Genomic DNA, 13,227 nt, shown 5'->3' with positions numbered 1-13,227 from the left:
TTCGCATATAACGCATTCGGCACAAATTGGCGCCCGCTGTTGGAGCTTAGCGCCTACCTACGAGGGAAACTAGGTGCGTTTTTCGCAACATCTGTACATATATCGAGATGTTGCGTTACTCGCACCAAGAATCCACTCTTTGTTGAATCGGATCGCCGTCCGAAAGGTATGAAGGGCACACTGTGGTGATCTGAACCACGTCGCTAGACAATCTCTTTCGCAACGGTATATCGTATCTTTCGAACGCTGGTATTTCACCAGAGGATTGTTACCCGGTAGGGGCAAGACCTAAGCATGACGATTCGTCATAGCTTGGGTCTTTTTTGTTTTTACTGGGTATCGGAGTATTTGAAGCAAGGAAGCTATCATGTCGAATGAAACGCGCACTATTTCCCCAGCGCAAAAAATTATCGACGCAGTTGGCGGTTCTGCCAATGTGAAGAGTTTGACGCACTGTGCCACCCGGTTACGTTTTGAACTTTTTGATGCTGGCAAAGTCAATCGGGAAGAACTAGAAAAAATTAACGGTGTACTCGGCGTCGTGCCGCAGTCGGGTGACCGTTATCAAGTTGTGGCTGGTGGCGGCGTCGCTACTCTATACAACGAGATCAAGTCTCTACCGAGCATGGCAAACGCTGGCAAGCACACCGAGAAAACAGATGCCGAAATCAAAGCTGAAGCACGCAACAAGGTTCGCGGTCGTTTTAGCTGGGTAGACGCATTCTTCGAGTTTTTGTCCGACTCTTTCCGTCCGATCTTGGGCGTGCTGCTCGGTGCATCGTTGATCATTGCTTTTGCCTCGATTCTCGACGCACTCGAAATCATCAAGTTCCGCGACGATACCAAGTCCTCAACCTGGGTGTTCGTGGATGCGATGTGGCACTCGGTGTTCTTCTTCTTACCGTTGATGGTGGCATACAACGCCTCGAAGAAGCTGCGTATCGACCCTTGGCTTGGTACCGCAGTTATGGGCGCACTGATGACGCCGGAGTTCGTCTCACTCTCTAACCCAGAGCGTTTTTCGAATACCGTATGCCAGACAAATGACTCGCTCGGCACCAAGTCGTGCATGGCAGAAGTCTTTGGAATCAATATGCCGTTGCATGATTACTCTGGTCAGGTTTTCGTGCCGCTCATGATGGTGGGCGTCCTTGCGCTGGTCTACCGCGGTTTGAAGCAGATTTTCCCTGAGAATCTGCAAATGGTGTTCGTTCCATTCTTCTCAATGATCATCATGATTCCATTCACGGCATTTTTGATCGGCCCATTGGGCGTTGTGGTTGGCAATGGTCTCGGTTCGGGTCTCGCATGGCTCAACGGTCACGCCCCAATCGTATTTGCCGTGCTTGTGCCAGTGATTTATCCGTTCCTCGTGCCACTCGGTCTGCACTGGCCGCTGAACGCACTCATGCTCGTCAATATTCAAACTCTTGGTTACGACTTCATCCAAGGCCCAATGGGTGCCTGGAACTTCGCATGTTTCGGCGCAACAGCTGGTGTTTTGGTTCTCTCTATTCGCCACAAAGAAACGGTTATGCGCCAGGTTTCTATCGGCGCACTGGCCGCGGGCCTTCTTGGTGGTATTTCCGAGCCGTCTCTGTACGGCATCCACCTGCGCTTCAAGCGTATCTACCCACGTATGCTGGTAGGTTGCTTGGCTGGCGGCATCGTCATTGGACTAACCGGCGGAGTAACCACCGGCGCATTTGCCTTCACCTCGCTTCTCACGATTCCTGTGTTTAGCCCGGTGTGGCGTTACACCTTGGGCGTGACGGTCGCTTTCGTTGTCGCCATGGTGCTCATTATTATTTCCGATTTCCGCATGCCGCAGGAGCGCGCAGCGCTCAAGGCTGAGCAGGAAGCCGACGCCGCTGCCCAAGGCGCGAACGAAACTGCAGATCACTCCGCCGCTCCAGTAGCAGGGGAGACAACCGATGTTCTCGCGCCAGTGGCGGGAAGCGTGGTGGCGCTCGAAAAGGTGGGCGACGCCGTCTTCGCATCTGGCGTACTCGGCGCTGGTGTTGGCATCAATCCGGAAAACGGCACAATTCTTGCTCCTATTTCAGGAACCGTTGCGTCGGTACAGAAATCGGGACACGCCTTTGGCATCAAGAGCGACGACGGCGTGGAGGTGCTCGTACACGTGGGCATCGACACCGTGAATATGCAGGGTAAAGGTTTTGACGTGCGCGTAGAAAAGGGTGCGCGGGTCGAAAGTGGGGACGTTCTCGTTGAGGTGGATCTACAGCAGATCGCTGATTCGGGCTTCGCTACCACTACAATTGTTACTGTAACGAACACCAAGTCAATGACGAACGTTGAGCCGATTGAGTCAACGAGCGTTAAAGCTGGTGAGAAGATCATTTCAGTAACTAGGTAGTGTATGGACGTCCTGCGAGTTTTCAACAACAACGTGGTTTTGGCGCGTGATGACGACGCCGCCGAAGTCATCGTGACGGGTTGGGGGATTGGGTTCCAGGCGAAGCCGGGAATGTCAATTGACCCTGCCAAAGTTGTGCGAAAATTCGTTCCAGTTGACGGCAGGGACCCAGATCATTTGGGAAAACTTCTCGCGGATATTCCGCCGAAGATTCTCGATCTTCTGGAACAGGTGTTCAGCTCTACCAACAGCGGGTTGGGCTCGAATCCCGCCTTTGTCCTTGCACTTGCCGATCATATTACGTTCGCTTTCGAGCGGGTGCGCACTGCAATTGACGTGCGTTATCCGCTCGAAGCGGAGGTGCGTAATCTGTATCCGCAAGAATACGCTCAGGCGGTTGATCTGCTCACCCAGATTAACCACCTGAGCGATACACAGCTACCGCAGGACGAAGCGGTAGCGATTTCCCTGCACTTGGTGAATCTCGGTTTCAGTCACGGGGATCTGAGCTACACATATAAAATGACGGGTATCATCCAGCAGATGATCGAAGTTATTGAAACTAGTTTTGGCGTACATTTAGAGGCGACGTCGGTGAATGTGGGGCGTTTTATCACTCACCTTCGTTATCTCTTTGTTCGTATCCATCAACAAAAACAGATCAATGAAGGCGAAATCTCGGTTATTGGTCAGGCGATTCGCGATAGCTATCCAGATTGTGTTGCAGTAGCTCAGAAGCTGGCGGCTATTATCGAGCTGCGTTTTGACACTCGCATAAGCGAAGATGAAATTTCGTATTTAACGATGCATATTGCTAGGGTGAGCGGTGATGCTCAACCGATTCGAAAGGAATCATAAAATGGCTACTCGTACAGCAAAAATCGCTTCGGCTGTTGGTTTGCACGCGCGACCAGCGGCGCTATTCACTCAAGCGGTTGAAGATTCAGGTCTTGACGTGGAGATTTCGCTTCCTGGCGAAGAACCTGTAGATGCAGCTTCAGTTCTTGAAGTTATGACGCTCGGCGCCCAGTGTGGCGATGAAGTAACTCTGAGCGCTGAGGGCGAGAACGCTGAGCAGGTGTTGGAGAGCCTTGCTCACCTTTTGGAAACTGATCTCGACGCCTGAGAGGGGCTCTCATGACTGGTAATCATCAGGTTTTGCACGGTTTGGGTGTTTCGAGTGGAATTGCGGCTGCGAAAGCAGTGGCAGTACATGCCGCGCCTGGCTTTGACGCTAACGAGCCTCCCACCACTGATTGGGAAGCAGCGAGCGCGCGGGTGCGCCAAGCAATGGCGAATGTGTCTGCTCAGCTCACTGAGCGTGCGCAACAGGCTTCCGAAACGGTGCGTCCGATTCTCGAGGCCTCGGCTAAGCTGGCTAATGATCGTGGTCTGGCAAAATCTGTTGATGCCAAGCTAAAGCAGGGTACAGGTGTTACTCGCGCGGTACATGATGCTACGCAGGGTTATGCAGATATGCTCGCGGGCTTGGGCGGTTACATGGCAGAGCGCGTCACTGATCTTTACGATATTCGTGACCGCACCATTTCTGAGCTGCTTGGACTCCCTGCGCCTGGCGTACCTGAGCTCACGGAACTTTCTGTTCTGGTAGCGCGTGATCTCGCACCTGCTGAAACTGCTACGCTCTCTCCTGAGCTCTGTGCTGCTATCCTCACTGAGGAAGGTGGCCCTACCAGCCATACCGCTATTTTGGCTGCACAGCTAGGTATTCCGGCCATTGTGCAGGTGCCAGGCGTGGTAGCTGTTGCTGAGGGAAACTTAGTGGCTGTCGACGGCGGTGTGGGCGAGGTCGTTATTAACCCTACCGATGATGAGGTTGCAGAGTTGAAAGAGCGTGCGGTTCGCCGTGCGAAAGCTCTGGCAGGATCGTCTGGGGAAGGCGCCACATACGATGGTCACAAGGTTGCGTTGTTGGCGAATATCGGTACGGCCGACGACGCCGCGAAGGCTGCTCGTATGGATCTGGAAGGCTGTGGTTTATTCCGCACGGAATTCCTGTTCTTGGATCGCTCCGATGCGCCGAGCCTAGAGGAACAGATTGCGACGTACACCAAGGTATTTGAATCCTTTGGTGATCGGCGTATCGTGGTGCGCACGCTCGATGCAGGCGCCGACAAACCTTTGGCTTTTGCCAATCTTGGTGCAGAAGAAAATCCGGCTTTGGGTCGGCGCGGTTTGCGTCTGTGCCAACGCCGGGAAGACTTGCTCGATACCCAACTGGAAGCACTTGCTCAGGCTTATAAAGCTACCGGTGCGGACGTACGAGTGATGGCACCAATGATCGCTACTGCTAGTGAAGCGCGCTGGTTTGCCGAGAAGGTCAAGGCAGTTGGCTTGCCCAAGGCTGGCGCGATGGTTGAGATTGCATCCACCGCCATCTTGGCTGGTCGCGTTATGCGCGAAGTTGATTTTGTGTCGATTGGCACCAACGACTTATCGCAGTACACGATGGCCGCCGACCGTATGCAAGGTGAGTTTGCGGAGCTCTTGAGCCCGTGGCAACCGGCGCTCTTGACGCTTATCAAGATGACCTGCGAAGGTGGCCGCGCTACTGGCAAACCTGTAGGCGTTTGTGGCGAAGCTGGCGGTGATCCGCTCTTGGCTCTGGTATTGGTGGGATTGGGAGTTTCTTCACTGTCTATGGCTCCTAATAAAGTGAATGCTGTGCGCACTGCGCTACGCCTGCACGATCTTGCTACTTGCCAGCAAATGGCCGCATATGCAGTTGATGCTGACGATCCAGAGAATGCACGAGCTGCAGTTTTGGAGCTCACGAGCCCTGGTCTGAAAGATCTGCTGTAAGCTCTGCAAATGGCTGATTGTGACTGCAAGCTACCGGCGCGCCGCTCCGGTAGCTTGCAGTTTTTCTCTATCTGTGGGAAAGTCTTTCTTGACCGCGATAGTGCCGGAAGCACTCGCTGGTTATGAAAATCTAAGCAAATCGATGAAACTGATGGGCAGCGACAGCCCTCAGACCTTCGAGGATTTCTTAGAGCATACGAGTCGTGACCCCTTCCACACTGGTGGGGGCTGGACTAATTCGCCCTGATTCGGTAGATTTGAAACTTGCGCAGTGTATCAACACCCGTACCCTTTTTATCTGAATCTGTATTTCTCTTAATTGTGCGTGCGTGTGTCCGATCTTTGCGTTGATAGCCTTACCGGAACCCAGGGAAGGAACATCCTTTGGCTGCTTCGCGCACCTCTATGCCCACCGTCGTGAACGGCAAACTTGCCGCTGATCGTATCTCGTTCGCTAAACTTACGGAACCTATGACGGTTCCTGATCTTCTCAGCTTGCAGACCTCCTCTTATGGATGGCTCACTGGCTCAGATGAGTGGCGAGCTGAGCATCCAGACGAAAAGTCGGGCCTTGAAGAAATTTTTGATGAAATTTCACCGATTGAAAACACCACTCGTACCATGGGTCTTGTGTTGTCGAATCCTCATCTTGAAGATGAGAAAGCTTCGATTGTTGAATGCAAAGACAAAGACATGACGTACTCGGCGGCGCTCTACGTGACTGCTGAATTCCAGAACTACGAAACTGGTGAAATCAAGTCTCAGACCACCTTTATTGGTGACTTCCCGCTGATGACCCCACAAGGTACCTTTATTATCAACGGTACTGAGCGCGTCGTCGTCTCTCAGCTGGTGCGTTCCCCAGGCGTTTACTTCGAACGCTTGGCAGACAAGACCTCTGATAAGTACATCTACTCGACCAAGGTCATCCCGTCGCGCGGCGCATGGCTCGAGTTTGAAATCGACAAGCGCGATTCGGTGGGCGTGCGCATCGATCGTAAGCGCAAGCAGTCGGTAACCGTATTCCTTAAGGCCCTGGGCATGAGCGAATCCGAGATTCGCGAAGAATTCAAGGACTTCCCGATTCTGATTGACACCTTGGAAAAGGACACCGTCAAGACTCAAGAAGAAGCCTTGCAAGATCTTTACCGCAAGTTGCGCCCAGGCGAACCGCCAACCGCTGAGGCTGGTCGCAACTTGCTGCGCAATTTCTATTTCAACGACAAGCGCTACGATCTCGCCAAGGTTGGTCGTTACAAGGTCAATAAAAAGCTCGGCTTGGATATTGAATCTTCCAAGCGCCAGCTTTCGATCACCGATATCACGGCTACGCTTCGCTACTTGCTCGCTCTGCACGCAGGTGAAGCAGAGGTAGTTTCAGCAGAAGGTGGCCGTAGCGTCGTCGTCGAAACGGACGATATTGACCACTTCGGCAACCGTCGTATTCGCGCTGTTGGCGAGCTTATTCAGAACCAAGTCCGCACTGGTTTGTCGCGTCTTGATCGTATGGTGCGCGAGCGTATGACCACGCAGGAAGCGGAAGCAATCACGCCGTCGTCGTTGATTAATATCCGCCCGATTGTGGCTGCAATCAAGGAGTTCTTCGGTACTTCGCAGCTCTCGCAGTTCATGGATCAAAACAACCCGCTCGCTGGTTTGACGCACAAGCGCCGTCTGTCGGCTCTCGGTCCGGGCGGTCTGTCGCGTGATCGCGCTTCGATGGAAGTTCGAGACGTTCACCCGTCGCACTACGGCCGTATGTGTCCAATCGAAACCCCTGAAGGTCCAAACATTGGTCTGATCGGTTCGCTTGCTTCGTTTGGTCGCGTCAATGCTTTTGGCTTTATCGAGACACCTTACCGCAAGGTTGTGGATGGTCGCGTCACTGATGAGATCGTTTACCTCGACGCCGCCGACGAAGATCGTTACGCAGTGGCACAGGCTTCGGCCGAGCTGAACGAGGACGGCACCTTCAAGGAGCAGGAAGTTCTTGTACGCCTGCCTGGTGGTGAGCCTGCGCTCGTTCATCCAGACGAAGTTGGCTACATGGACGTTTCTGCACGTCAGATGTGTTCCGTTGGTACCGCAATGATTCCATTCTTGGAGCACGACGACGCAAACCGCGCTCTCATGGGTGCAAACATGCAGCGTCAGGCTGTGCCGTTGATCCGTCCAGCCGCGCCGCTCGTAGGCACCGGCATGGAAATCCGCGCAGCTGTTGACGCCGGTGATGTTACTGTTGCCGTTGCGCCTGGTGTAGTTACCGAAGTTTCCGCCGACGCAGTTTACGTGGAGGAAGACGACGGCAACCACCGCATGTACAAGTTGGCGAAGTTCGAGCGTTCGAACCCTGGAAACTGCACCAACCAACGTGTTGTTGTTTCTGAGGGTGACCGCTTGGAGAAGGGTTCGCTCATTGCCGATGGTCCAGCTACCGACGGTGGCGAATTGGCTCTCGGTCAGAACCTCCTCGTTGCTTTCATGGCATGGAACGGCTACAACTACGAAGACGCTATTATTCTGTCCCAGCGTTGCCAGGCAGAAGATCTCTTGACTTCGATTCACATCGAAGAGCACGAGGTTGATGCCCGCGATACCAAGCTTGGTCCAGAAGAAATCACCCGCGATATTCCAAACGTTTCGGAAGAAATGCTTTCGCATCTCGACGAGCGTGGAATCATCCGTATCGGCGCTGAAGTTTCCGCAGGTGACATCCTCGTCGGAAAGATCACGCCAAAGGGTGAAACCGAGCTCACCTCCGAAGAGCGCCTGCTTCGCGCTATTTTCGGTGAGAAGGCAAAGGAAGTTCGCGATACCTCGCTCCGCGTGCCACACGGTGAATCCGGCATCGTCATTGGTGTCAAGGAATTCTCCTCTGAGAATCACGATGAGCTCGCCGCCGATGTTCGCCAAACCGTTCGTGTTCATATTGCGCAGCGCCGCAAGATCACGATTGGCGATAAGATGGCTGGTCGCCACGGAAATAAGGGTGTTATCTCCCGTATTCTCCCGCTGGAAGACATGCCGTTTATGGAAGACGGTACTCCAGTCGATATCGTTTTGAATCCACTTGGTGTGCCATCGCGTATGAACCTCGGTCAGGTGTTCGAACTCCACTTGGGCTGGATTGCAGCTCAAGGCTGGGACGCTACCGAAGCTCGCAAGAACGGCGAAGAGTGGGCGCTGCGTCTACCGGAAGGTTCGGTCAAGACTGAGGGACGCCAGCCAGTGGCTACTCCAGTGTTCGACGGCGTTCTTTCCGATGAACTCAAGGGTCTGCTTGGAAATACCTTGCCAAATCGCGACGGCGATCGCATGGTGGACGAGAGCGGTAAGGCGCGTCTGTTTGACGGCCGCACCGGTGAGCCGTTCCCAGAGCCAGTTTCGGTTGGTTACATGTACATGCTGAAGCTGCACCACTTGGTGGATGACAAGATCCACGCGCGTTCAACCGGTCCATACTCCATGGTTACCCAGCAGCCACTTGGTGGTAAAGCCCAGTTCGGTGGCCAGCGCTTCGGAGAAATGGAAGTTTGGGCACTTGAAGCGTACGGTGCCGCACACACACTTCAGGAAATGTTGACGATCAAGTCGGACGACACCGTCGGCCGAGTCAAGGTTTATGAAGCAATCGTTAAGGGAGACAACGTACCTGAGCCGGGTCTTCCGGAATCGTTCAAGGTTCTCGTTCAAGAAATGCGTTCGCTGTGCTTGAATGTGGAAGCCCTTGACTCTGTGGGCAATGCTATTAGCCTGCAGGATTCCGACGACGACGCCTTCCGAGCACCGCAGAACGCGGGCGTTCAGACGGGCCTCGAAGACCTTCAGACAGGCGCTGACTTCTAGTTAGCTCTCGACGGTGGGCATGGTGGCGAAACGCCTGCTACCTTGCCCGCCGATTGAAACAAAAGAATTTACCCGGCGTAAAATACTTCGGAAGTAGGAATCTTGCTCGACGTTAATCTCTTCGATCAGCTCCACATATCGCTGGCCACGTCCGACGATATCCGTTCATGGTCACACGGCACAGTTACCAAGCCTGAGACCATCAACTACCGTACTCTCAAGCCTGAAAAGGATGGCCTTTTCGGTGAGCAGATTTTCGGTCCTACCCGTGATTGGGAGTGTGCTTGTGGTAAGTACAAGCGCCCTCGCTACAAGGGAATTGTTTGTGAGCGCTGTGGCGTTGAAGTCACGCGTTCAAAGGTGCGCCGCGAGCGTATGGGTCATATTGAACTCGCTGCACCTGTAACTCATATTTGGTACTTCAAGGGTGTTCCATCGCGCCTTGGTTACCTCCTTGATATTGCTCCAAAGGATCTGGAAAAGGTCATTTACTTTGCTGCATACATGGTGACTAGCGTGGATGAGGAGCGTCGTCGTGCTGACCTCGCAACTCTCACCGGCGAATACGAACTCGAGCGTGCAAACCTTGAAAAGGAGCGCGACGCCGAGGTTGAGAAGGCTCTGCGTGCAGAAGAAGAGGCTTTGAAGGAAGCCGAGAATTCTAATGCCGACGCCGCTGCTCGCGCTAAGATCAAGCGCAGTGCAGAAGCTGAAACCCGCCGAGTTCGCCGTCAGTTTGAGCAGGATCTTGAGCGCCTCGACGAGGTGTGGGACAAGTTCCTCAAGCTCAAGGTAGGCGACCTCGAAGGTGACGAAGACGCATACCGCGAGATGGAAGCTCGTTGGGGCGACTACTTCGAAGCTTTCCGTGGTGCGGAAGCTATTCAGCGTCGTCTGCGTGATTTCGATTTGCAAACTGAGCACGATGCGCTCGTTGAACAAATTGAAACCGGCACCGCTCAGCGCAAGACTCGCGCTTTGAAGCGTATCAAGGTTGTTAACGCCTTCTTGCACTCGGGCACCAAGCCAGAGGCAATGGTGCTGGACGCACTGCCAGTGATTCCACCGGATTTGCGCCCAATGGTGCAGCTTGATGGCGGACGTTTCGCAACGTCCGATTTGAACGACTTGTACCGCCGCGTCATTAACCGTAATAACCGTCTCAAGCGCATGATCGATCTCAACGCGCCTGAAATTATGGTGAACAACGAAAAGCGTATGCTCCAGGAAGCTGTGGATTCGCTTTTCGACAATGGACGTCGTGGCCGCCCAGTTCAGGGAGCCGGTAACCGTCCGTTGAAGTCCATTTCGGACATGCTCAAGGGTAAGCAAGGTCGTTTCCGTCAGAACCTGCTCGGTAAGCGTGTTGATTACTCGGGTCGTTCGGTTATCGTGGTTGGTCCAACTTTGAAGTTGCACCAGTGTGGTCTGCCAAAGACGATGGCTTTGGAGCTCTTCAAGCCATTCGTGCAGAAGCGTCTCGTTGATCTTGAATTGGCTAAGAACATCAAGGCAGCTAAGCGTCTCATCGAGCGCCAGCGTGACGAAGTGTTCGACGTGCTCGAAGAGGTCATCAAGGAGCACCCAGTATTGCTCAACCGTGCACCTACGCTGCACCGTCTTGGTATCCAGGCATTCGAGCCTCAGCTGATCGAAGGTAAGGCAATCCGCCTGCACCCGCTCGTATGTTCTGCGTTTAACGCTGACTTCGACGGCGATCAGATGGCTGTGCACCTGCCGCTTTCGGTGGAAGCGCAGGCAGAAGCACGTATTTTGATGCTTTCAGCGAATAACATTCTCAAGCCTTCCGATGGTCGTCCAGTTACGGTTCCATCGCAGGACATGATTATCGGCTTGTACCACTTGACGATGGTTCGTGAAGGTGGCAAGGGCGAGGGTCGTTGCTTCTCGTCTATTGCAGAAGCTCAGATGGCATTCGACCTCGGCGAGTTGGATCTCAATGCGCTCGTTCGCATTCGTTTCCGCGCGGAGGACGTCGTCTTGCCTCGTGGCTGGAACGCACCGGAGAACTACGAAGAGGGCGACGCCGTCCTGCTCGAAACCACACTCGGACGCTCGATCTTCAACGATGCGCTACCAACTCAGTTCCCATTCGTGAACAAGGTTGTAGACAAGAAGGTGCTGGGAGCTATCGTTAATGAGCTCGCAGAACGCTACCCGAAGGTGGACGTTGGTGCCTCGCTTGACGCTCTTAAGGAGACGGGCTTCTACTGGGGTGGACGCTCCGGCGTGACCATCGCTGTATCTGACGTTAAGACGCCTGCTAACAAGGCTGAAATTCTTGAGGCTGCCGAAAAGCAAGCTGCCAAGATTGAACAGGACTTCCAAGAAGGAAATATCCGTGACGAAGATCGTCGTAAGGATCTCGTTGCTCTCTGGACGGAAGTGACCGACAAGGTTGCTGACGAGATGCGTGACCAGTTCGATTACTGGAACAACATCAACCAGATGGTTTCCTCTGGCGCTCGTGGTAACTGGATGCAGATTCGCCAGGTTGCTGGTATGCGTGGTCTCGTGGCTGATCCGAACGGTGAAATTATTCCACGTCCGATTAAGTCGAACTACCGTGAAGGCTTGTCCGCGCTCGAATACTTCACCGCTACCCACGGTGCTCGTAAGGGTCTTGCTGACACCGCGCTTCGTACCGCTGACTCGGGTTACTTGACCCGTCGTCTGGTGGACGTGGCTCAGGACGTTATCGTACGCGAAGCTGATTGTGGCACCTCGCGTGGTCTGACTAAGCAAATTATCGTCACCGATGCAGACGGCAATGTCGTTCGTTCCGAGGATATCGATACCTCGGTTTACGCACGCACCCTCGCAAAGGATGCGCTTGACGCCGATGGAAACGTCGTCGTTGAGGCAGGTACCGATATTGGCGACGTCGCACTCGAGAAGCTTATCGACGCCGGAATCAAGGAGATCACGGTTCGCTCCGTGCTCACCTGTAACTCGCGCGTGGGCACCTGTGCTGCTTGCTACGGCCGCTCGTTGGCAACCGGCAAGCTCGTTGACATCGGCGAAGCAGTGGGTATCGTTTCCGCTCAGTCGATTGGCGAACCTGGAACTCAGCTTACGATGCGTACCTTCCACACAGGTGGCGCTGCATCCGCAGAGGATATCACCCAGGGTCTACCTCGTGTTCAGGAACTTTTCGAAGCTCGTACTCCAAAGGGCGAGGCTCCGCTTGCGGAGGCCGCCGGCCGACTGGAAATCGAGGACATGGAGCGTTCGCGTCGCCTGATTATCAAGCGCGACGACGGCGACGAAGACCTCGTTTACCTCGTGGGCAAGCGTGCGAAGCTTCTTGTTCCAGAAGGATCGCACGTTGCGGTTGGACAGCAGCTCGTTGAAGGTTCGGTTGATCCGAAGAAGGTTCTTCGTATCACGGGACGTCGCCAAGCTCAGTTGCATCTCGTATCCGAAGTGCAGAACGTTTATCGTTCGCAGGGCGTGGAAATCCACGACAAGCACATCGAAGTTATCGTGCGCCAGATGCTTCGCCGCGTAACTGTGCTGGAAGCAGGGGATACCACGTTGCTTCCGGGTGAGTTGGTAGACGTATCGGTATTCGAAGATGCGAACCGCGCAACCTTGGCAGAGGGCGGCAAGCCTGCGTCGGGTCGTCCAGAGCTGATGGGTATTACCAAGGCTTCCTTGGCTACCGATTCGTGGCTCTCGGCTGCGTCCTTCCAGGAGACCACGAAGGTTCTCACTGAGGCAGCGTTGAATTCGAAGTCCGATCCGTTGTCGGGTCTGAAGGAAAACGTCATTCTCGGTAAGTTGATTCCGGCTGGTACTGGCTTGGAGCAACTCCGTGGCATGAAGGCTGAGCCAACGCCTGCTGCACGTAGCGAATACGAGCAGTTGCATAACATCATTAGCCGCGATCTGGATTCGTTCGACGATATCTACGGTTACGGCGGTTACGACGATTATGATTCCTCGATCGGCTATGGGTTTGGTCTGCAATTCTGAGTGATTTCAGGATCGAGATAGAACTGATTCTGTAGTAACCAAAATATTAAGGCGGGATGCTGACGCAGGTCAGTGTCCCGCCTTCATATTTTGCAGAATCGGAGATACCAAAATATGGATGCTTTGATGTTTGAAATGTAAACGACTGGTTAACGAAAAGCAGAGTCAGTTTCCAAGGC

Annotated in this window: 6 protein-coding genes; all 6 read left to right on the top strand. The window is 53.9% G+C overall.

The features are described 5' to 3' along the window. Nucleotides 1-367: 367 nt before the first annotated feature. The 6 genes from EZJ44_RS00165 (at nucleotide 368) to EZJ44_RS00140 (ending at nucleotide 13,048) form a co-directional block, all read left to right on the top strand. Complete coding sequence (locus EZJ44_RS00165; protein WP_131278937.1) at nucleotides 368-2,380, top strand: glucose PTS transporter subunit IIA; 2,013 nt, start codon at nucleotides 368-370, stop codon at nucleotides 2,378-2,380. Between the two features lie 3 nt (nucleotides 2,381-2,383). After that, nucleotides 2,384-3,238 (top strand): PRD domain-containing protein, encoded by an 855-nt coding sequence (locus EZJ44_RS00160; RefSeq protein WP_131278935.1) that lies wholly within the window; start codon nucleotides 2,384-2,386, stop codon nucleotides 3,236-3,238. A 1-nt stretch (nucleotide 3,239) separates the two neighbouring features. Next, nucleotides 3,240-3,506, top strand: coding sequence for an HPr family phosphocarrier protein (locus EZJ44_RS00155; protein ID WP_131278933.1), 267 nt, complete (start codon nucleotides 3,240-3,242; stop codon nucleotides 3,504-3,506). A gap of 11 nt (nucleotides 3,507-3,517) precedes the next feature. Continuing rightward, the gene (gene ptsP, locus EZJ44_RS00150; protein WP_131278931.1) at nucleotides 3,518-5,203 is read left to right on the top strand and encodes a phosphoenolpyruvate--protein phosphotransferase; all 1,686 of its coding nucleotides are present in this window, start codon (nucleotides 3,518-3,520) and stop codon (nucleotides 5,201-5,203) included. Between the two features lie 384 nt (nucleotides 5,204-5,587). Beyond that, nucleotides 5,588-9,049 carry a DNA-directed RNA polymerase subunit beta gene (rpoB, locus tag EZJ44_RS00145; RefSeq protein ID WP_131278929.1) on the top strand — a complete coding sequence of 1,154 codons (3,462 nt, stop codon included), beginning with the start codon at nucleotides 5,588-5,590 and terminating at the stop codon, nucleotides 9,047-9,049. A 102-nt stretch (nucleotides 9,050-9,151) separates the two neighbouring features. Beyond that, nucleotides 9,152-13,048 (top strand): DNA-directed RNA polymerase subunit beta', encoded by a 3,897-nt coding sequence (locus tag EZJ44_RS00140; RefSeq protein ID WP_131278927.1) that lies wholly within the window; start codon nucleotides 9,152-9,154, stop codon nucleotides 13,046-13,048. Nucleotides 13,049-13,227: the final 179 nt, after the last annotated feature.

The organism is Arcanobacterium bovis (assembly GCF_004331995.1).
GTDB classification, from domain to species: Bacteria; Actinomycetota; Actinomycetes; order Actinomycetales; family Actinomycetaceae; genus Arcanobacterium_A; species Arcanobacterium_A bovis.
This window is presented reverse-complemented; position numbering and strand designations above follow the sequence as displayed.